This is a genomic window from Spirosoma endophyticum, from assembly GCF_900112365.1.
GTDB lineage: Bacteria > Bacteroidota > Bacteroidia > Cytophagales > Spirosomataceae > Spirosoma > Spirosoma endophyticum.
Window position 1 is genome coordinate 301,058 of record NZ_FOLQ01000007.1, and the last position, 23,338, is coordinate 324,395.

10 protein-coding genes are annotated in these 23,338 nt (G+C 50.4%); 5 read left to right on the top strand and 5 right to left on the bottom strand.

The features are described from left to right. Positions 1-20: 20 nt before the first annotated feature. The 3 genes from BM202_RS19475 to BM202_RS19485 form a co-directional block, all read right to left on the bottom strand. Positions 21-551 (bottom strand): hypothetical protein, encoded by a 531-nt coding sequence (locus BM202_RS19475; RefSeq protein ID WP_093829171.1) that lies wholly within the window; start codon positions 549-551, stop codon positions 21-23. 137 nt (positions 552-688) lie between these two features. Beyond that, positions 689-2,089 (bottom strand): RagB/SusD family nutrient uptake outer membrane protein, encoded by a 1,401-nt coding sequence (locus tag BM202_RS19480; protein WP_093829173.1) that lies wholly within the window; start codon positions 2,087-2,089, stop codon positions 689-691. A 66-nt stretch (positions 2,090-2,155) separates the two neighbouring features. Further along, positions 2,156-5,149, bottom strand: a complete 2,994-nt coding sequence (locus BM202_RS19485) for a SusC/RagA family TonB-linked outer membrane protein (protein WP_093829262.1) — start codon at positions 5,147-5,149, stop codon at positions 2,156-2,158. Positions 5,150-6,078: 929 nt separating this feature from the next. Between BM202_RS19485 and BM202_RS19490 the strand changes: the two genes are divergently transcribed. Next, positions 6,079-9,297: a WD40/YVTN/BNR-like repeat-containing protein gene (locus BM202_RS19490; protein WP_093829175.1), complete on the top strand. Its 3,219-nt coding sequence runs from the start codon at positions 6,079-6,081 to the stop codon at positions 9,295-9,297. Positions 9,298-9,430: 133 nt separating this feature from the next. Here the strand turns inward: BM202_RS19490 and BM202_RS19495 are convergent, their stop codons facing one another. Both BM202_RS19495 and BM202_RS19500 read right to left on the bottom strand, forming a co-directional pair. Further along, positions 9,431-12,427 (bottom strand): WD40/YVTN/BNR-like repeat-containing protein, encoded by a 2,997-nt coding sequence (locus BM202_RS19495; RefSeq protein WP_245776717.1) that lies wholly within the window; start codon positions 12,425-12,427, stop codon positions 9,431-9,433. 14 nt (positions 12,428-12,441) lie between these two features. Beyond that, positions 12,442-13,509 carry a PepSY-associated TM helix domain-containing protein gene (locus tag BM202_RS19500; RefSeq protein WP_093829177.1) on the bottom strand — a complete coding sequence of 356 codons (1,068 nt, stop codon included), beginning with the start codon at positions 13,507-13,509 and terminating at the stop codon, positions 12,442-12,444. Between the two features lie 396 nt (positions 13,510-13,905). Between BM202_RS19500 and BM202_RS19505 the strand changes: the two genes are divergently transcribed. The 4 genes from BM202_RS19505 to BM202_RS19520 all read left to right on the top strand — a co-directional run bounded on the left by BM202_RS19505 (position 13,906) and on the right by BM202_RS19520 (position 23,300). Then, a complete protein-coding gene (locus BM202_RS19505; protein ID WP_093829179.1) occupies positions 13,906-16,968 on the top strand; it encodes a VPS10 domain-containing protein in 3,063 nt (1,020 codons plus the stop codon). 102 nt (positions 16,969-17,070) lie between these two features. After that, positions 17,071-20,271, top strand: a complete 3,201-nt coding sequence (locus BM202_RS19510; RefSeq protein ID WP_143100715.1) for a WD40/YVTN/BNR-like repeat-containing protein — start codon at positions 17,071-17,073, stop codon at positions 20,269-20,271. Between the two features lie 42 nt (positions 20,272-20,313). Then, a complete protein-coding gene (locus tag BM202_RS19515; protein ID WP_093829181.1) occupies positions 20,314-20,865 on the top strand; it encodes a hypothetical protein in 552 nt (183 codons plus the stop codon). A gap of 92 nt (positions 20,866-20,957) precedes the next feature. Further along, positions 20,958-23,300 carry a TonB-dependent receptor gene (locus tag BM202_RS19520; protein ID WP_093829183.1) on the top strand — a complete coding sequence of 781 codons (2,343 nt, stop codon included), beginning with the start codon at positions 20,958-20,960 and terminating at the stop codon, positions 23,298-23,300. The last annotated feature ends 38 nt before the right edge of the window (positions 23,301-23,338 follow it).

Consider the following 23,338-nt stretch of genomic DNA (forward strand, 5'->3'; position numbering starts at 1 on the left):
TGTAAATCCAGTACATGAAACTATACTTCCGGCGGGAGAAGGGGCGGAGCCAGAGCGATACGTATTAGCGGAAGGTTGGTAAAATCGTAACGAACGTGGGCCATATACAAACAAGCCGACCTTGCCTGCCAATGGGTGAGTTCCTGATAATAGAGCGGCTTCAAGAAAATAAACTGCTCATCCGAGCCACCTGTTTCGGCAGTGGAACCGACCACCCACGTCATTAACTTTTCGAGTTGCCTGTTCAGGCGGGTTTCTTCTTTATCCCACAGGCATTTATACCAGATACTGTCGCCTTTTACGGTTGTTTCGATCAGGTCATACATCTGACCTTTATATTCAAATTCCCAATCGTGTTCCCAATGAAGTTGTTTTTTACTGGCTGAAACCGAAAATTTAAGCAGCACAAGTTCATTGGTATCGATGCCCTTGCTAAGCTGCTCGGTAACCTCCTCTTTGACCTCTTTTTTTTGGGCTTGCAGAATCGTGTACGTTCCCCAGAAAGGAACGCCCAGCGAAAATAACAGCAGTATGATAATCAGGATTTTCAATCCGTATGATTGAGTTGATAAGGGAGGGTTGTGGATATTGGTTATCCAAATTGCCCATTAGCTCGGTATAACCCCACCGGGGTTATACCGAGCCGAAAGCCATCCACTACGTTCAATAAATAGTTTAAACCAGCAGGCTATTTGTAACCGTCGTTCTGAACCAGTTTCTTGTTCGAGTCGATGTCGGCCAGGGGAATTGGAAAGATTTGCCGACCAACATTGCTCAACGTAACAGGTGGCCCGTTTTTCCGGCTTACCTGCACCAGTTTCGTCAATGCCTGGTTCGTACGAACGAGGTCAAAAAAGCGGTGACCTTCAAACGCCAGTTCCAGTTTACGTTCCTGCCAGATGGCTTCCAGGGTTGGCTGGACGCCCGTAACCGTCAGACTTTCAACACCGGCCCGGTTTCTGATTTTATTCAGATCGGCCAGCGCGCCCGGTAAATCGCCCGATTGCGCCCGCGCTTCGGCCCGGTTCAGATAAATTTCCGCAATCCGAATGATGTGGGCGTTGTCGATATTGCCCGCCTTTTGATACTTAGTTGAATAATAGACGTTTACGGTATTATCTCGGGCCACCATTTTTCCCCGAACGTCCTTTGGGTTGGCGATCAACTCCTGGTAAAAACTTTCGTGGATGGCAATGTCACCCCGACCGCCCAGACTCGATGGGAAATACCAGTTACGCATACCACTCTGGTCGGTACTGCCAAAGTTTAGTTCAAAGATAGATTCTGCGGTGAACTTCCCTGAGAAGATACTTTCGTAGGATGTTTGCAGTACGTATTTCGGGTCGGCAATCACTTCATTTGCGTATTGCAAAACCTTGGCAGGTTGCTTAAGGTACAGATAAAGCCGTGAGAGCAGGGCTTTGGCCGTGCCTTTAACCGCCTGTGCCCGTGTGGTGATATCCGACGCATAGGCCTCCGGCAGCAATTCAAGCGATTTTATAAGATCGCTTTCCACCTGATCGTAGGAGGCTTTCAAGGTAGGCCGACTTGGATACAACGTTTCATCGACCGTTTTGGAGGGCGTCAGAACAATGGGAATTCCCAACGTACCTACGACGTCGGGCACGCCCGCATACACCCGGGTCAGGTCGAAATAAACCAGTCCTCTCAGGAAATATGCCTGGCCCAGTAACGCATTTTTTTCGGCAGTGGTCAGGTCTGCCAGGTTGGGCACATTGGCGATCAGTGTATTGGCAATGTTGATGGCCCGATAGCCGCGTGTCCAGAGCGCTGCGTTTTCCCGATTGGCGGGTGCCGTTACGTAGGTATCCATTTCCCGGTAAAAATCCCAGGTGCCCACACTCTGCGAAATGTCGGACGCTACGTCGCTGATCAGCTGAAAGTTACGGCCGTAGTAATTGCCGTCCTGAAGCTGGTTATACAAGCCCGCCAGAGCTGCATTGGCTCCCTTTTTGTTCGTTACGGCAATCGATTCGGCGACTTCGGCCTGTGGCAACTGATCGAGTACGTTGCAGGCAGAAAATACGCTGACCAGCCCTGCCAGTAAAAGTGTATTAATAGGTTTCATGATACAAAGTCGGTTAGTGAATGGCCTGATAAAGAAGCCATTCATAAAAAATAGCGTCAATTGGAGTTAGAAACTAACATTGAGTCCAGCCATGTATACCTTCGGTTGTGGCATCGTAAAGAACTCGATTCCCTGAGTCAGATTGGTCGATGCGGTACCGGTCATTTCGGGGTCCAGGCCGGTGTATTTCGTAAACGTGAGTACGTTCTGCCCCGACACGTAGATCCGCAAATTCGACAGGTGGATTTTATCCAGCAGCGGTTTCGGCAGTGTATACCCCAGCGAAATATTCTTCAACCGCATATACGACCCATCTTCCAGAAACCGCGATGGACGAAGGTTGCCCGCGTAGTTTTCGGCACTCATTTTAGGGATCATTGTCTGATCGCCCGACTTCTGCCAACGGTCGAGCTGGCTGGTCATGAAGTTCGTGTTTCGTGTTCCGCCGTGCTCGCCAAAGAATCGGTTCCAGTGCAGTTGTTTATTGCCCGACGAATACTGGAAGAAGAACATCAGGTCAAAACCCTTGAAGTTCAGCGTATTTGTGATGCCCCCGAAGAATTTAGGATTGGCATTGCCCACAATTTTTCGGTCAACGTTCGCGTCAAACTTGCCATCGCCGTTTACATCGGTCCAAATGGGTGCGCCTGTTTCCGGATTTACGCCCGTTTGCTCGTGCAGGTAAAACGAGTACATCGAATAGCCTTCCTCGTAGCGGTAGATGTCCCGGTTATAGACCGTAAACGGGGCCGCCAGTTTGGTTAGTTTGTTCGTGTTGGTGGCAATGTTGAAGTTCACATTCCAGCCGATTTTTCGGTCATCGCCTTTTAAAATGTCAGCGTTGATACCCAGTTCAAACCCTTTATTTTGAACGGCACCGTAGTTCTGCACCAACGTGTTGAACCCTGATGTGCGCGGCACCGGAACGGCCAGCAACAGATCGGTCGTGTTTTTAACGTAGTAGTCGGCGGTAATTTTCACCCGATTCTTGATGATACCCAAGTCTAAACCAACGTTGGTTTGGGTCGTTGTTTCCCATTTCAGATCCTGGTTGGCCAACTGGATAGGCGCCGTGCCCGGCAGATCAACGTAAGCTGATGAACCAGACGGCGCACCCAGATCGTCCAGATTGCCCCCCCATAAGCCAATCGACTGGAAGTTGGTGATACCGCTCTGGTTACCGGTAAGCCCATAACTCCCCCGAATTTTAAGCACGTTCAGGAACGACATATCCTTCATAAATGACTCTTCGGAGAGTAACCAACCTACAGCCACCGATGGGAACGTACCCCAGCGATTGTCGCGGCCAAAGCGGGAGGAGCCATCACGCCGGACATTGACCGTTGCCAGGTACCGGCTTTTGTAATCGTAAACGATACGTCCAAACAGCGAAGAAATGCCCCAACTGGTGCCCTCAGATGTACCCCGTTGCACAGCCGCCGAAATAATGCGGGTGAAGTCATTGCTGGGAAACTGCTCGCCAGTGGCCGTAGTACGCTCAAAGGTTGATTCCTGCATAGACGTACCAACCAGCGCATTGATGGAATGATCGCCAAACGAACGCTGGTACGTCAATACGTTCTCCTGAATCCAGTTGTTATCCCGCGAGTTAAGCGATTGGCCAAACCCGTTACGGGAAGCGCCGTTATTCAGAAACGTGTTGTCGTATAGGTCTTCCTGAATGTTCGAATAATCAAGGCTAAAGGTACTGCGTAGATTCAGGCCGGGTAGAATATCATATTGGGCATATACGTTGGCCAGAAACCGATTCGTATTCATCTTGATATTGTTGTTCTCAACGGCGGCAATGGGGTTCTCGAACGTACCGAATTTAGTGTAGGAGCCGTCGGCCTGATAAAAGGGCAGATTCGGTGGCAGGAAGAATGCACCCGACAAGGCACCGGATATATTATCGTCGCTTCGGATGAGATTGCGCGTGCTTCGGGCGAACAGGACGCTCGTTCCTACCTTGACCTTGTCAATCGGTGTAAAATCAAGATTGACACGTCCACTGGTTCGTTTGAAGTCTGATCCCTTTACGACCGCTTCCTGAAAGAAATTATTGGCCGAAACCAGGTATTGCACTTTCTCGCTGCCCCCGGCAATTGACAAATCATAGTTACGAAGTGCGCCATCCTGAAAAATGCGTTCGCTCCAGTTGCTGTTTGTCGTACCAGCCGGATTCGCATACGTGGGCCGTTGCCCGTTGTTTACGTTCGCTTCGTTAATGAGTGTTTCAAACGTAGGACCGTCAACAACAGCGGGTCTGCGCCACAATTGTTGCGTACCCTGATACGTACCGAAACTGATCTTTGCTTTTTTGTTGGCACCGCGCTTGGTGGTAATCAGCACGACCCCGTTGGCTGCCCGGGCGCCATAAATAGCGGTTGCCGAGGCATCCTTGAGGATTTCCATCGAGGCAATATCGGCCGGGTTGATATCCGCGATCGGATTCGTGGTACTACCGCCCAGCCCAATACCAGACAGGTTATTAGACTGTATAGGAATACCATCTACTACGTATAAAGGGTCGCTGGAGCCATTGATGGAGGTAGTCCCCCGTACGCGTACCTGCATCCCGCCACCGGGCGTACCGGAATTGGCGCTTACCTGAACACCGGCCGCGCGCCCTTGCAGAAGTTGATCGCTGCTGGGTGCCGGGATGTTTTCGATGGATTTACCACTCACCGACGCGATGGAGCCCGTTAACGTTTTCTGCGCTTGAGTGCCGTAGCCCGTGATGATCACTTCCGACAGTTGCTTGGTGTCGGGCAACAGTTTGATCGTCACTTTACTGAGGTTGCCAATAACTACTTCCTGCGCCTGAAATCCGATCGATGAGAAGAGTAGCGTTCCCCCCTGATTTGGAACGGCCAGCTTGAACGCCCCACTGGCATCGGTGGTTACCCCCGTACTTGTCCCTTTCAAAACCACGTTTACGCCTGGCAAGTCGGTGCCGTCTTCGCTGTTGGTTACGTTGCCAGTAAGCGTACGCGTCTGACCAAACAGGGACATGGTTGACAGGCACAATAGGAAAATGAGTAGAGATGTTTGTCTCATAATGTAGACTGCTGCCATAAGGCGATTTTTAGATTAAAACTAGATTAAAAAAGGGTGATATAAGCCGACGATTTTTAGTCCACACTAGTTACAGTTTGGAATTTGTCTAAAAAAGAATAAGCGCACTATTAACACGTAGTATCGAGGGTAGTGCAAAACCGTATTGCCCTATTCTTATCCAAGAATAGACATAAAACAAGAAAATACTATTTTATGCGTAGGCAAAATAGTATTTTGCTAAATGCGGAATGGCAAAGGATTTTCGCTTGCTAATGTAGGGACTCGCCGTAGGTAACGCAAATTTTATCCCACAAAATCACTTAGCCTTCTTCAGAAATGCTGGTCGTATTTATCGTCGATTATACTGTTAAAAGCAGTTGTAATTAATGCTAGAGTAATTTCTAGTTGTGGTTGTTTTAGAACTATTTTATTTATTTATATAATTTTTACTGTCGATTGGTTTTAATATTAGATTAAATAATTATTAAAATTGGGTTTACTGAAAATAGTAATGAATATTTGAATCGGGTTTGCGGAAGGTGTAGATTGACGTATTGGTATAAGTAGATTTTTTGGACCCATTTCCCAAAAAAGGATCACAATGACCGTTTCCAGTCAAGCGGAGTCAGGCATGGCGTTTCGCCTACCCAAACCTGGCTTGTGTGCCCTATGCACAAGTAGTTAACGTACAGCTATACCCAGCGACGATAGTAATTCTGTAACTCTGGAGGTACTGCTGAGCCTGGTATGCTTGCCAATAGGAATACACTTTTTTTTCTTGTACCATAAGCCAAACTACGCAGCCCTGTACATGAACTCTCCCTAACAATTCCTCAACAGGAAGTTCTCAACCACTCCAGGTATCCGAGAATTTAATTGCTGATCAAGCCCCTCGCCCTGCCGCGGGGAAATTACTTAACCCAATCTCTATGTCTCATTACTTTACTTCCTTTGCCGGAGCTGTGGTAGCGGCCCTACTGCTTACCGACCCTGCACTGGCTCAACGAAAACCTAAACCGACGGCTGCGTCTGTTCAGCCATCCTCCGACAGTCTCTTTAATGGCTTGAAATGGCGGAACATTGGTCCGTTTCGGGGTGGGCGCTCGCTGGCAGCAGCGGGTCATTCCGACCAGCCACTTACCTACTACTTTGGCGCTACGGGCGGTGGCGTCTGGAAAACGACCGATGGCGGTGCCAACTGGAACAGTATTTCAGATAGTACGTTTAAATCCAGTTCGGTAGGCGCTATTGCCGTTGCCCAGTCTGACCCAAACATCATTTATGTAGGTATGGGTGAACCGGATATCCGTAGCAACATCGCCAACGGTGACGGTATCTACAAGTCAACAGATGCCGGAAAAACCTGGAAACACGTGGGGCTGAAGCTGGCCGATGCCGTGAGTAACATCGAAATACATCCTAAAAATCCTGATATCGCCTATGTCGGTGCGCTGGGAAACCCATTTGTGCCAAACAAGGAACGGGGCGTTTTTCGGACCATCGACGGGGGTAAAACCTGGAAACATATTCTGGCTAAAGGCGACAGTATAGGTGCGGCCTGCATTGAACTTGATCCCAATAATCCGTCGATTCTGTACGCGTCCATGTGGAAGGCGTACCGGAACAGCTACATGATGAGTAGCGGTGGAACGGGCGGTGGCTTGTATAAATCAACCGATGGGGGCGATACGTGGACCAGCCTGCATGATAAGCCAGGTATGCCGAAAGGCTTGCTGGGTAAGATTGGTATCACGGTTTCGCCGGTTAACTCCAATCGCCTGTATGCCATGGTTGAAAATGCGAAAGGTGGTTTGTATCGCTCCGATGACGCGGGCGAGAACTGGCAGTTGATCAACGAAGACAAAAACCTGTGGCAGCGCCCCTGGTACTACATGATGCTGGCCGCCGATCCGCAGAATGAGAATGGCCTCATTATTCTGAACGTGAATGCGCTGAAGTCGTATGATGGTGGGAAGACATTTAAGACTATAGAGGTTCACCACGGTGATACGCACGATATCTGGTGGAATCCAAAAAATGCCCAGAACTTCATTATCGCCGATGACGGTGGTGCCGAAGTGACTTACAATGGCGGTGCTACGTTCTCGGACATCGACATTCCGACGTCGCAGTTTTACCACGTTTCGCTGGATAATGATTTCCCGTATAATTTGTATGGCGCTCAGCAGGATAACTCGGCCATTCGCATTGCCAGCCGGACAACGGAATTCTCCATTGGGCCAAGTGCCTGGTATACAGTGGCGGGTGGTGAGTCGGGTTACATTACACCGGACCCCAACAACTCACAAATTACATTTGGTGGTAGCTACGACGGATTGATTACTCGATACGACAAGGATACGGACCAGAACCAGCGGATTAACGTGTACCCTGATTACAGCATGGGGGCGCCTTCATCCGATCGGAAGTATCGCTTTCAATGGACGTTCCCCATTGTGTTCTCTCCGCACGACAGTAAAGCGCTCTACGTTACGTCGCAGTACGTACACCGGAGTATGGATTATGGGCATTCGTGGGAGGACCTCAGCCCCGACTTAACCCGCAACGACCCCAAAACGCAGGGTGATACGGGTGGCCCAATCACGAAAGACAATACGGGTGCCGAGACGTTTCCAACGATATTTACCTTCGCCGAATCACCGGTGGAGAAAGACATATTCTGGGCGGGTTCTGACGACGGCTTGATGCACATCAGCCGCGACGGGGCCAAAAGCTGGCAGAAAATCACGCCCCCAACGTCCATGCTGCCGGAGTGGGCCATCATGAGCATGGTACACCCGTCCGATCATGTGAAAGGCAAGGCGTATCTGGCCGCTAAACGCTATATGTCGGGTGATCGCAAACCGTATATGTTCAAGACTACGGATTATGGTAAAACCTGGACGTCGATCTCGGCGGGTATACCTGCTGATGACTATTGCCACGTTGTGCGCGAAGACCCGAACAAAGCTGGCTTGTTATATGCCGGTACCGAACGCGGTATTTACGTTTCCTTCAACGATGGAGCGTCCTGGCAAAAGCTGAGTTTGAATTTACCGGTTACGCCGGTCCGCGACTTGCAGGTTCACAAACGCGATAAGGATTTGGTCATTGCTACGCACGGACGTTCGTTCTGGGTTATGGATGACGTAACGCCGTTGCACGAAATCGCTGATCAGCAGCCCGCGCTAATCAAAAAAACGGCCCATTTATACAAACCCCGCCCGGCTTATCGCATGGAAGGTGGTGCGGGCGGTGGCCGGGGTGGCCCGATTCTGGACGAAGGTGAAAATGCGCCGAATGGAGTCATTGTTCGGTATTACCTGAAAAAGGCACCGACAAAAGAATTGAAGTTGCTGTTTATGACCAGCACGAACGATACAATCATTACGTATTCGAGCACGAAAGACAAAAAAGGACAGCCGCTGAAAATTGCGAAAGAGTTTTACAACGATCCAGCCATGATGCGCCCCGGAACGGCTCCGGCGGTGGCAGGTATGAATGCCTTTGTGTGGGACATGCGCTACCCGGACGTAACGGCCGTCGATGGCATCAACGTCATGTGGACGGGTCGGGGCATTGGCGCGAAGGCCGTGCCCGGAAAATACAAAGTTCGGCTGTTGCTGGGCGACTCGCTGGTGGCTGAACAACCAGTTGAAATCTTGAAAGATCCACGTCTTAAACTGACCGACGCTGATTATAAGGAACAGTTCGATCTGTTGATGAAGATCAACAATAAGTTGTCGGAGACGCACAAGTCGATCAACAAACTACGCCAGATTCGGAACCAGATCAGCAGCTACATGAAAGAGGTTAAAGACACCGTAACGATCGCTAAGTTCAAGAAAGTGACGCAACCTATTCTGGACAAACTGGATAAGCTGGAATCGACCATGATGCAGCCCAAGTCGAAAGCAGGTCAGGATGCATTAGCGTATCCAATCCGGTTGAACGATAAAATGTCAGGTGTTAGCTCGGTTGTGTCTTCGGCTGATACGAAGCCAACCAAGTCGTCTTACGTAGTGTATGAAACGCTGGAAAAGCAGGTTAATACATCAATAGGACAATTGAAGGAAGTTATCGAGCGAGAGGTGCCTGAATTCAACAGGCTTGTAACCGAGCAACATATACCGGCAATTATCCCATAAACAAACATTTTCGACGTCACTCTACGTTACATGAGGTTGTCTAAACCGCTGATCAGCGGTTTAGACAACCTTTTTTGTTGTTCTGAGTACCTGAGCGGCCGATGCGCCAACATCGTAGGTAGCTAGTTTGATACTACTTGTTATTTTTAAGAAGCGTCCACTGAGCTACCATTTTTTTCAAGGTAGTCTGTGCTTCGTTGACAGCCGCTATCGCTTGCGTGGTTGGTGGCATGTCGGCATCCTGAAGCACGCCAAAGATAGAGTTGAATGCCCGATTCAAACTTGTTAAACTGGTTTTGAGGGCATTGAGACTTTTTTTCTGCGTGTCAGAAGCAGCAGGGGTTTGTATTTTCTGCATTTCGCCCAATAATCCAATTACCTGTTTCCGGCCTTCGTAGGCAGCTACCGACAGGTCATGTTGCTGCTTCAATACAACCGGACTTGCCTTACTACGCGGGTCCATTGTGATGGTAAGCGGTTGGGTATTTACTTTACCATTGACTGTCAGTTTAACTGTATAGGTTCCGGGCAGCACCCAGGGCGATGTAGGGTCGGGAGCCGTCTGATGATACGTAGCCGAAATTGGATACGAAGGTGGCATATCCAGCGGGGTATAATGCATATCCCATAGAAAGCGGTGGGCACCCGCCTTGCCCGATAAAATTTGCTGCGGCCGAATCCAGTACGACGGCAGATTCACATCCGGTACGTTGTAGGGCTTTTCATCACTGCGGTATTGACGAATTACGTTACCGCCTGCATCCAGGATGTCCAGCGTAACAATTGAGTTAGCCTCTGTAGCGAGGTAGTAATTAATGATCGCCCCATCTGGTGGGTTTTGCCCAGCCGGTTCTTCCTGCGGGAGTGGTGTATCAGTGTTCATGTTCCACCGAACGCGGTAAGCCCGTTGAGGTTTATAAAGAATAGTAGCATTTTTTGTCAGATCGGTAGTCAACTGGCGCAAAGGGCTAATATCGTCCAGAATCCAGAACGACCGGCCGTGGGTGCCAATTACCAGATCATCGTCTTTTATGACCAGATCACGAATCGACGTAGCAGGCATATTCAGTCGAAGCGACTGCCAGTGATCGCCATCATCAAACGAGATGTAAACAGCGGTTTCTGACCCGGCAAATAACAAGCCTTTACGGACAGGGTCTTCGCGAACGGTATTAATTGGATCGTTGGGTAAACCGACTACGATCTCTTGCCACGTTTTACCCCCATCGTGTGTCCGATAGATGTGTGGACGCATGTCATCACACCGGATGCGATTCACGGCGGCATAAGCGGTATTTACATCGAAATGCCCAGCCTCCATAATTGACACTTTACTCCAGGAACCAACACCGACAGGAGTCACATTCTTCCAGGCTTTACCTCCATCGCGGGTGACCTGAATATAGCCATCGTCAGTGCCGATCCAAATCGTATTCACGTCCTTGAACGACGGGGCTATAGTATAAATAACGCCCCGTTGAGGCATAGTTTTCATAGCCTCGGTTCTATATGTTCCCACGCTTTCGGGAATGTCAGGATAGGTCTCGCGGGTGAGATCGGGACTGATTACCTGCCAGGCGTTTCCACCGTTCTGTGTTTTAAACAGTACGTTGCCTGCAAAATAAAGCGTTTTTGGATCAATGGGCGAAAACAGAACTGGGGCCGTCCGCACAAATCGGTACTTACCACTACGTACCGCTTCGGGCGCGATGTTCTGCACCTGGCCGGTTCGTTTGTCGAATCTGGTGATTTTTCCCCCATAAATAATATTGGGGTTGAGTGGGTCGGCGGCTACGTAGCCATATTCTTCGACACCTACTGGATGCCACTCCCGAAAGGTAATCTGCCCATCGTTGCCCCGGCTGGCAATGCCTACCGATCCGCTTTCCTGCTGGCCACCAAGTACGTTATAGGGGAAACTGTTATCGGTGCTCACGTGGTAAAACTGCGCTGTTGCCTGGTTGTACCACGAGCTAAATGTTTGGCCGCCATTTACTGTAATGATCCCTCCCTGATCGCCAGCCAGCAACATCATGTTGGGGTCGTTCGGATTGATCCAGAGCCGGTGATAGTCGTCGCCACCCGGTGCGCCCCGAAAATCATTCCAGGTTTTGCCCCCATCTTCAGATTTCCACGCAGATACATCGGCAATGAATAGGATATCGGGGTTGGTAGGATGCGCTTTTACTTCGGCGAAATCGCTGCCACGGCCCCATAATCGAGGATCTTTATTGAAGCGTGTCCAGGTTTCGCCTGCATCGTCCGATCGATAGACCCCGCCAAGTTCGGGCGCATCGACGGTAGCGTAGAGCCGATTGGGGGCGCTGGGCGCGATACAAAACCCAATGCGCCCCAGTCCCTGCTCAACTGTGGGCAGGCCTTTGGTAAGTTTTTGCCAGCTTGTGCCACCATCTGTTGATTTATATAGACCGCTTTCCTTTCCCTGCCAGGCACCATTTTCCCATGGGCCTTCCTGTGCTGTCCAGAGATCAGCGTAAACAATCGCTGGATTTTTGGGGTCGATGGTTACCTGAATGGCTCCCGTATCCTGGTCTTTATACAGTACTTTTTCCCACGTTTTACCGCCATCTGTGGTGCGATAGACACCCCGTTCGGTATTCGGACCGTAGGGATGCCCCAATACAGCGGCAAAAACACGGTTTTCATTAGTGGGATCTATGGATATACCGCCAATTTGCTGACCATCGCTTAAGCCCAGGTGCGTCCAGGTTTTGCCCGCATCGGTCGATTTGTACATCCCATTGCCCACTGATAAATCCGGGCGATGGAGCCCTTCGCCACTCGCTACGTAAACAACATTGGAGTTTGAGGGTGCCACCGCTACGTCACCAATAGAACCGGTGGACTGATCATCGAAAATGGGAATCCAGGTACGTCCATAATCCGTTGTTTTCCAGACACCCCCATTGTTGACACCGATGTAAAAAACATTTGGTTGTTGCGGCACGCCCGCTGCCCCAACCGTACGGCCACCCCGATGCGGCCCAATCATCCGCCACTTCATGGCATTAAATAGATTGGGCGTGAAGGGTTGTGCCTGAAGGTTAGCCAGTGAAACGAATAGAATAAGCGACCCCAATAGACGCTTTGTGCCCATGAAAATACCCATTAGAAAACGTGCGGTTAGTTCCGCTTTAGAAACCAGATGATCAGACCTGTAACTGTAACGACGGCTGTCGCCAGTGCCAGAAGAATATAGATTATCTGAGAAATCCAGCCACCGTAGCGGCCGAAATGCAGTTCTTCGAAAATGTGTTCGGCGATGTATTCCAGATCGGCGTCCCGCGCGTTGAAGCCGCTCACATATTGACCGGTTCGAGCATCCATCGTAGCCGAAACATTGTACTTACCCAGCATACGGATACTACCTGGCATATTTCCGCGAATCACTAACGTAGTGTCGCCTGGTTTAGGAAAATCAATTAGCTCAGGCTGGAAATTAGCAATGGACGCCCTGGCAGCGGCAAGGGCAGTATCGACTGAAATTGCTGAAAGCGGGATCGATGAAGATTGGGATTGGTTTTGTGGAGCGCCGTCACCGAATTTGCGTTCAATTTGCTCCCAGTGAAAGAAAATACCCGTTGCACTCATCATTAGCATAAAAAGAAGGGCAACTACGCCAAGCCATTTATGAATGTCAGCATATACGATACGTGCCGATTTATTCCATCGAACGCCGATTTTGAAAACGCTCAGTAGCGACCGTCGATAATACCAGGTTCCCGTTAGTACAGATGCCAGTAAACAAATGCCCGCTAACCCCATAACAAACCCGCCAACGGGCTCCAGAAGCAGATTTTCGTGAAGTTCCCGCGCTCGTCGGACAAGCGTGGCATCGGCATTGCGCGTACTGATAACAGCGCCGGTATACGGGTTCAGCACCACCCATTTCCAAACACCCTGATCGATCAAATCCACTCGGGTAGCCCTTGTTTTATCCGTATCGGCTACTTGGAGCCTAAGCAGTTGAGCTGAGGGATATTGCTGATTCACTTTTGCCAGCAACTGGTTGTAGGATAGGCGTTTGCCAACGACTTCAATATTGACCTGATTCGGGTTCAGTAAGTTATCGAGCTGTTTATCAACAACCAGGATTGAACCGGTAATGGTAATGATCAGAATAAATAGGCCACCCACCAGACCCGAAATTCGGTGTAGGCTATAAACGGTTTTGTCGGAAAGCGAGAACATAGAAAGAAAAGTGACGATAAATAGGGCGTTTTTAGCGATTGGAAACCTTCTCCAGAACAATTGAATAAAGTTGCCTGACTTAGTAGGGCTAAATTAAAGGGGCCACGACGGTTGTCAAATTTACTGTAAAAAAATCCACTGATTCAATATATTATTTCCCTCTAATGTCTCATTTTAATTCAAATAACGAATAAATGATAATTAGTTTAAATTAAAATTTGGCATATTGTAAAAAATCAGAATACATTTCTTTGCTTATCCGTACCGTATTTGGATTGGACTTCCCTAAGTTTGCTTGTTCTATCCCTATCTGATCGATACGCATCCGTCACCTGATGTGCTCATTCCGCCAAAGGCGCTAAATGATCAACTTATTGTCATACTAATCCTCTTCTAATGAAGCATTTTGCCTTTATTCTTTTCGTTGTCGCTGGCAGCACATTTGTAAACATTCAGCTTTGGGCACAGCAAAAGACGGTTGCTGATACGGCAGTTAATCCTGTATTCAAGGGCATGTCCTGGCGTAATATTGGACCCACACGGGGTGGGCGATCGCTGGGAGCCGCAGGGTCGCCTGGTCGTAAACTGGAGTATTATTTTGGTGCCGTGGGAGGAGGGTTATGGAAAACAACCGATGGTGGCCAAAGCTGGGCGCCAGTTACGGATGGACAATTGAACAGTTCATCAGTGGGCGCTGTAGCCGTCGCCGAAACTAATCCAGACATCGTCTACATCGGAACTGGTGAAACCCAGCTTCGGGGCAACATCATGCAGGGTGATGGGGTCTATAAAACAACGAACGCGGGGAAAACCTGGACCAATATCGGCCTGAAAAACACACAGGCGATTGCCCGTGTCCGTATTCACCCGACAAACCCGGATATTGTCTACGTAGCGGCTCTGGGACATCCTTACGGCCCGAACGAAGAGCGGGGAATTTTCCGAACGACCGATGGGGGCAAGACCTGGAAAAAGGTGCTCTATAAAAGTGACAAGGCGGGCGGTGTCGATATTATCATCGACCGAAAGAACCCAAACACCCTCTATGCTTCAATCTGGGAGGTCTATCGAAAACCCTGGAAAATGTGGGGCGGGGGTGGTGCATCGGGCCTGTTTAAATCAACCGATGGGGGCGATACCTGGACTGAACTGACCCGCAAACCCGGCATGCCTAAAGGAACGGTCGGTAAAATTGGCGTGACCGTTTCACCAGTTGATCCAAACCGCGTCTGGGCCATTGTCGAAGCCGAAGACGGGGGCGTCTACCGATCCGATGATGCCGGCATGACCTGGAAGCACGTCAATGACGAACGGAAACTCCGCCAGCGGGCCTTTTATTATTCCCGTATTTATGCCGATCCGCTCGATAAAAATGGCGTGTATTGCCTGAATGTTGGATTTTATAAATCGTCAGATGGCGGGGTGAAATTCAATAAAACCATCACCGTTCCTCATGGCGATAACCACGATCTCTGGATCGACCCCGCCGATTCAACCCGTATGATCACGTCCAACGACGGCGGTGGAGCGGTGTCGGTCAACAGTGGCAAAACCTGGACCGACGAAAATTTCCCGACAGCGCAATTGTATCATATCACGACCACCAGCGATTTTCCCTACCACATTGCCGGTGCCCAGCAGGACAATACGACGGTTGCGGTGGCCAGCGAGGGCTGGACGAATCAGGTAGTGAAAAGCAACAGCATCAAAAAAAGTGAATGGGGGTACGAAGTAGGTGGTGGCGAAAGTGGCTACATTGCTCAGGACCCGAAGAACCCTGACATTTTTTATGCGGGCAGCCAGGGGGCTTTGTTAACACGGTATGACCGGTCGACGGGTCAAACCCGCGATGTGCAGGTGTATCCTCGCTTCTTTTCTGGTGAACCGGCCAGTGCGCTGCCCGAGCGGTGGCAGTGGACATACCCCATCGTGTTCTCGCCTAAAGATCCGAACCGACTCTACGTTTGTTCACAACACGTTTGGGTATCGACCAATGAAGGCCAGAGTTGGGCGAAAATTAGTCCGGATCTGACCTTAGCCGATACGACGACGCTAGGCAAAAGTGGGGGCGTCATCACGATGGACATGAACGGCCCCGAAATCTACGCGACCGTTTTTGCCCTGGCTCCTTCCTACCACGATGTCAACACGATCTGGGCCGGTTCCGATGATGGACTCATTCACATCACCCGAGACCACGGTAAAAGCTGGCAGAATATCACCCCGCCGGATTTGCCCAAACATACCCGCGTGAGCATTATTGAGGCATCGCGGCACAAACCCGGCACGGCCTACGTAGCGGCTAAACGCTACCAGATGGACGACCGGACGCCTTATATCTATAAAACGAATGATTACGGCAAAACCTGGAAGAAGATCATTACGGGCCTGCGGTCAGATGATTATGCGCATTCGATCCGGGAAGATATTACCCGTCCTGGCCTGCTCTACGCGGGTATGGAACATGGCATTTGGGTATCGTTTACGGATGGCGACACCTGGCAACCGCTGCAACTAAAATTGCCCGATACCCAGATCGCGGACATACAGGTTACGGAAAAGGACGTAGTGATTGGTACGCATGGCCGGTCGATCTACGTACTGGACGACATCGCCCCGGTTCGCGAATTTACACCCGATCTGGCCAAGAAAAGTGTCCATCTGTTCAAGCCGTACTATGCCGTTCGTCGGGTGCAACCGGCTGTTTTTCAGTATTATCTGGCGAAACAGGCCGATAGCGTGAAAGTCGAAATTCTGGATGCTGCCGGAATGGTTATACAGAGCTTTACCGGTAATAAACCAACGAACCCGAAAATTGGCGAGGACGATGATGACGATGAGCCGGGCAAGCCTCGGGTTAAGCTACCAACAACAGCTGCCGGGCTGAACCGGTACGAATGGGATCTTCGCTATCCGGGTGCTACGTATTTCAAAGGCATGATTATGTGGGGTGCACGTCCAACCTCTGGCCCGCTGGCCTTACCCGGCCAGTATCAGGTCCGGCTTACGGTGGGCGGCCAATCCAGTACACAGCCGTTTGAGATCAGACTTGACCCCCGCTTGAAGGGCGTCACGACGGCTGATGTGCAGGAGCAGTTCAAGATGGCCATGAAACTGAGAGATGAGACCAGCAAAGCCAACGATGCGGTGATTCAGATTCGGGCCATGAAGGAGAAACTGACGAAGCAACCCGAAAATCCCGCCAACAAGAAGCTAAAGGAACAACTAAGCATCATCGAAGAAAATCTGTATCAGATTCGGAATCAGAGCGGGCAGGACCCGCTGAACTTCCCGATCAAACTGAATAACCGGCTGGCAGCCCTCTGGCGGAGTATAGAAAACGGTGATGCCAAGCCAACCGATGGTTCCTACAAGGTGTACGAGGAGTTATCGGGCGATCTGAGCAAGCAATTGACTGAGTTAGATAAGCTTACAAAAACCGCCAAGATTGGTATGTAATCTAGTGCCAATGTATTTTTACCCACTCGCGTTATGTTCATATTTGTTGATCTTACTATACTGACAGACAAAGGCTTTTCACGTCAAAGAGAAACACTATGTATGCTTTTCGCTGTAGTTGGTCTAACCCTATTTTTAAGCAGCTTCCAGGTAACGGCGCAATCAACGTCCGTTAAAACGACTCAGGACCCAACGTCGGTCAACGTATCGGTTATGAAAGCTATGCAGTGGCGGAACATTGGTCCATTTCGTGGCGGACGTTCGGTGGCCGTGGCGGGCCATCCCACCGAACGACTGGTGTTTTACATGGGCACCACCGGCGGGGGCGTCTGGAAAACCGAAAACGGGGGCATTACCTGGCAGAATATATCGGATGGCTTTTTCAAAACAGGTTCCGTTGGTGCCATTGCGCTGGCGAAATCCAATCCCAATATCATTTACGTTGGGATGGGGGAGCATACCTTGCGGGGAAATCTGGCCCACGGCGATGGCATGTACAAATCGACGGATGCGGGCAAAACCTGGACCCACATTGGCCTTGCCGATACGTACCACATTGGTTCAGTCATTGTTGATCCAACGAATCCCGATATCGTTTACGTAGCCGCCCTAGGTCATGCCTTTGGCCCGAATGAAGAACGGGGCGTCTTTCGCACAACCGATGGTGGAAAAAGCTGGCAAAAAGTCTTATACAAAAATCCGAACGTCGGTGCTATCGACCTGACGATCGATCCGGCGAATCCTAAAACTTTGTATGCCTCTACGTTCGAATTTCGCCGTTTCCCCTGGGGCGTACGTAGCGCCGGACCGGGTGCGGGCATTCATAAATCGACGGATGGCGGCACTACCTGGACCGACATTACCCGGAATAAAGGGTTACCCACCGGCACCAATCGGGGACGTATCGGACTGGCACTTTCGCCGTCAAAGCCCGACCGTATCTGGGCGATTATCGAAGCCGAAAACGAACAGACGGGCGTCTACCGAACCGACGACGCGGGCGCTACCTGGCAGGTCGTCAGTCAGTTTGCCGACCTGTTCCAGCGGCCCTGGTATTATCATCACCTTGCGGCCGATCCCAAAGACCCTGAAACACTTTGGGTGCTCAATATCGATATGTGGAAATCGAGCGATGGCGGGAAAACGTACAAAAAAGTAGACCCTCCGCATGGCGATAACCACCAGCTCTGGATTGATCCGAACGACACCAAACGAATGGTGCAGGCCAATGACGGCGGTGGCACCGTTACGTTCGATGGGGGGAATTCGTGGTCGACCATCTACAACCAGCCAACGGCCCAGATGTACCATGTCATTACCGATAACAAATTTCCGTATCGGGTTTATGGCGCACAACAGGACAATTCAACGATTTCCGTTCCCAGCCGCTCGGATTATGGTGCCATTTATCCCAACGAAAACTACGATGTGGGTGGGGGCGAATCGGGCTATATCGCTTTCGATAAAAATGATCCGTCGATGATTTTTGCGGCTAATCACCACTGGCTTACCCGCCTGAATCAGAAGACCAACCAGCTCAAAGACGTATCAGTTATTCCGGATGATATGTACGGCTACGGGTCAGCCGATCTTGCCTATCGCTTCCAGTGGACGTACCCCGTTTTGGTGTCGCCCCATAATCCCAAAATACTGTATGCTACGTCGCAGTACGTTCACCGGTCAACCGATCAGGGCGCGAGCTGGCAGGTAATCAGTCCCAATCTGTCGCGTTCTGATCCGGCCACACTCGAAAAAACACCCACACTGGACGACCAGTCGATTGGGAAAGACTGGGGACCCATAAAACGGGACAACACGGGTGTGGAGTGGTACGGAACGATTTTTGCGCTGGCCGAATCACCGAAAAAAGCGGGTGTCTTATGGTCGGGATCGGATGATGGATACGTGCAACTGTCGCAGGATAATGGCAAAACCTGGAAAAATGTTACGCCGAAAGACATGCCAGCGTTCGCCCGGATCAGCATCATTGATCCTTCGCCACATGATCCGGCTACGGCCTACGTAGCGGCACTGAAGTACAAGCAGGATGACTTCCACCCGTACGTTTACAAAACCAGCGATTACGGCAAAACCTGGGCAAAAATTACGCAGGGCATCCCCGACGATGATTTCGTTCGGGTCGTTCGCGAAGATCCCAAACGGCGGGGATTGCTGTATGCGGGTTCCGAAAAAGGCATGTATGTTTCGTTCAACGATGGCGGACGCTGGCAATCCCTCCAGTTGAACCTGCCGGTGGTACCTATCCACGATCTGGCGATTCAGGATAATGATCTGGTGGCGGCCACGCATGGGCGTTCGTTCTGGATTCTGGACGACCTGACCATTTTGCATCAACTGACCGATGACGTCCAAAAATCAGCCGTTCACCTGTTCAAACCCCGGCCAACCGTACGGTTTAAAGCGGGCCTCGACCCCGCCATAAAACCCGTGCCGAATGGGAGTACGGAATTAGGGAAAAATCCACCCAATGGCGTTAAGGTCGTTTATTATTTGCCCGAAAAACCGAAGGGCCAGATTTTACTCGATTTCTTTGACTCCAGCGGACTGCTCATTAAATCTTACAAAAGCGCCGTTCCCAGCACCACGACACCTCAGGCTATTTCGGCAACGACCCCGAAAGATTCGTCCGGTTTAGCGGAAATGCGTCAGCCGAAAGCGCCAGCCCGCAAGGAAACTATGTTGCCCGCCGAAGCAGGCGGCAATGCGTTTGTTTGGGAGGATATGCGCTATCCGGACCCGATTGCGTTGCCCAATTCGGTGACGCACGGACGTGCCAGAGGCCCGCTGGCCATGCCGGGTACGTATAAGGCCCAGTTGACAGTGGATGGGAAAACATACGTCCAGAACTTCGAAATCAGTAAAGATCCGCGAATCGAGACGACACCGGCCGAGTTTAAAGAACAGTTCGATATGCTCATCAAAATTCGGGAACGACTGAATGAATTACGTAACGGCGTCTTAACGATTCGGCAGATGCGCCAACAGTTAGACAGCACAGGTCGATCCGATGACCAGTCGATCAGGGAGTTAAACGATAAATTGCTACGTATTGAAGATGCTTTGTACCAGTTTCGGGCGAAAGCCAATCAGGATTTAACGAATCACCCCGTTCGGCTGAATACGAAGTTTACGGCACTGGGTGGGTTTGTTGAGTCCGATGATTCGAAACCGACCAGGCAACAGATTGATCAGTATAACAGTTTGTCGAAAAGCCTGGCCGAGCAGTTGAAAGCGCTGAATGCGCTCAAACCGGCGATTCAGAGCAAGAGGAGGCCAAATTAAAAACCCACTTGCCTTGTCAAGAAAAGGACCTAACAAAAGCAAATGTCTATTGGGCGTATCACTCTAACGCGTATCCTGCTGGTGACGGCGATATTGGCTCTGATAGGCCTTTACGGTCACTACTATGCCCGGGAGTTTATGGCCAAATGGGCGTTCACCCATCAAACGTACTTCCCTTCCGACAGGCTGATACGTATCAGCGTTCCTAAAGCCGAATTATCTCACCAAACCGATTTCCTGGCAACGGAGGGTGAATTTGAGTGGATGGGTCAGATGGTCGATGTGCTGTATCGCGAGATTCGCTCCGACACGTTGTATGTATATGGCTTTCGCGACGATGCCGAAACGGAGCTAAAACAAGAGGCTCCCTGGCTGTATGAAGAAACGGCTCATGCCGATCAGACCCTCGGTTCCAGACCCGTTAGCAGACGTAAGCTGATAAAATGGCGAACCATTTTCGATCTGCCTTATCTGACCGAATTTAGCCAGCTTCCGGTGGCTATGATACGCGATCTTCAGCCGACTTTTCAGTACTGTCTGGTTCGGGCAGCACGTCCGGAGCTAGACGTACTTTCCCCTCCGCCTAATTTGTAGAATCCAACTTTTTCCGACTGTCTAATTTCCCGCTAACAGGAGAGGTACGCCCTTTCCAACAGGATTCTACGTCTAATTTTATTGAACTACTCATGAAATTTCTATATAAAAAATTTATTCTCACGCTGCTCCTCGCTGCCTCCGTTTGCCCGGCGCTTTATGCCCAGATGACCATAACGGGCCGGGTTGTTGATCCGACTAATTCTCAGCCTATTACCGGCGCATCGGTACTGATTAGTGGTACAACACGTGGTACAACAGCCGACGATAAAGGTCAATTTAGCCTGTCGGCCAACGAAGGGGATCAACTCCAGGTTTCAGCTATTGGCTACCAGACGCTTACGGTCGGTGTCAAAGCAACCACAAGCCGACTGACAATTGAGCTGGACCCATCCAACACCGACCTGAACGAAGTAATCGTGGCGGGTTACTCAACGCCCCAGACGATTCAACGTACGGCCGGAGCGGTGGGGCTGATCACCAGTCGGGATATTCAGCGAACCAGCGGGATTCACCTCCAGAATTATGTGAACCTGATTCCCGGGGTGAAAGTAGAGATGCGGACCATTGCCGCCGGCAACCGGATTGTTATTCGTGGATATGGCAACCAGACCAACTTCAACGGAGTTGGCTATAAAGCCTACCTGAACGACATTCCCCTGACAGACGGCGACGGCACTACGTTCCTTGATGACATTGATTTTACGACCCTTAGCCGGGTTGAGGTATTGAAAGGACCCGGATCGAGTGCGTATGGTAATGCGATTGGTGGCGTCGTTAACTTCTATACCGAACGGGCGCCAATTGGTAAAACGAGTATCAGTCAGCAGGTTTTAGGCGGATCATATGGCCTATTCCGGACAAACACATCTATAAAAACAGGATCAGATAATACCAGTCTGAACATCAACTATGGCCATCAGAAATACGATGGGTTCCGGGTGCACGGCGGTTCACAAAAAGACTTTTTGAGCATCACCAGCGACACCTACATGAGTGCCAAACGGTCGATGTCAGTCTTTGTCGGGTACACCAATTCGTATGACCTGCTGGCTGGAGAAATAGATAGTGTGGCTATCCTGGAACAACCGGAAAGCTCCGACCCGGCCTATGTCAGCAACAATGCCAGCATCAAAACGGAAAGTGCGCGGGTTGGCCTGAGCCACAACTATCAGTTTACAGACCGGTTCGCTAACAAAACAACTCTGTTTGTTGGTGGACAGATCATTGACCAGCCCTTTGCCGCTGGGGTGAACAAGACAAACAAATTCAAGTTCGGAGGCCGTACCGTATTCACGTACAGTAACGACGCCAGCCCGTTCCGGCCAACGATCAGTTTTGGGGGCGAGTTTTTAAAGAACTTCAACTACGCCAAAGGATATGGTCTTTCGAATGGTGTTCTGGGCGCACTCCGCTCTGATCTGGAAGTACAGGCCATGCAGTACAGTGTGTTCGCTCAGGCCGCCCTGCAAATAGCGCCCAAACTGACGTTATCGGCAGGGGTGGGGCTTAATTACGTCGAGTATGGTATTACCGATATGCGGGCCGCCACCACAACACCTCTATACGTCAATGTATCTGGCTATAAGCGATTTACGCCTATCGTGTCGCCAAGGGCTGCGCTGGCTTACCAGATCACTAACAATGTGTCGCTGTACGGCAGTGTCAGTCAGGGATATTCTGCACCGGGGACTAATCAGGTCGTTGTCGCACAAACGGGCGTCGTCAATTATGATCTTCGGCCCGAGTTAGGCACCAACTACGAAATTGGCAGCAAAGGGAGCTTCCTGAATAAATCGCTCACTTACGAAGTTGCTTACTTTACGATGGCCGTAACGGACAAACTCGTCCCGCAGGGATTTGCGGCCACCCCAACCGTACCGGCCTATTCGATAACGACCAACGCCGGAAAAGTGCAGCACAACGGACTGGAGCTGGCTATTCAGTACGTCTACCGCCCAACTGCCGGAGCTGTTTCCCTGATTCGTCCGTTTGTGTCGTATACCTATAGCGACTTTTACTACAAGGAGTACAAAAGTGACAACAACAGCGACAGCAGAACGGTCGATTACACCGGGAAGAAAGAGTCGGGTATTGCGCCAAACCTGCTGAATGCCGGTGTTGATCTGGAAATCCGCTCGGGGTTCTACCTGAACGGAACCATGATGTATGTCGATAAAATGCCTATTAACCTACCCAATAATCATTTTGCTCCGGCTTACACGCTTGTTAACGGGAAACTTGGTTATCGTAGTGGCTTAGGGAGTCATTTCAACCTGGATGTGTATGTGGGTTCGGACAATATGCTGAGTAGTACGTACTCCTCATTGGTTTTTCTGAATCTGGCTAACCCCGCCAACAACCGGCCCCTGGCCTACAATCCATCCCCGAAGATTACATTCTATTCAGGCGCCATGCTGAAATACATATTTTAATCCTATGTAGAGACGCAATACCTTACGTCTCTACATAG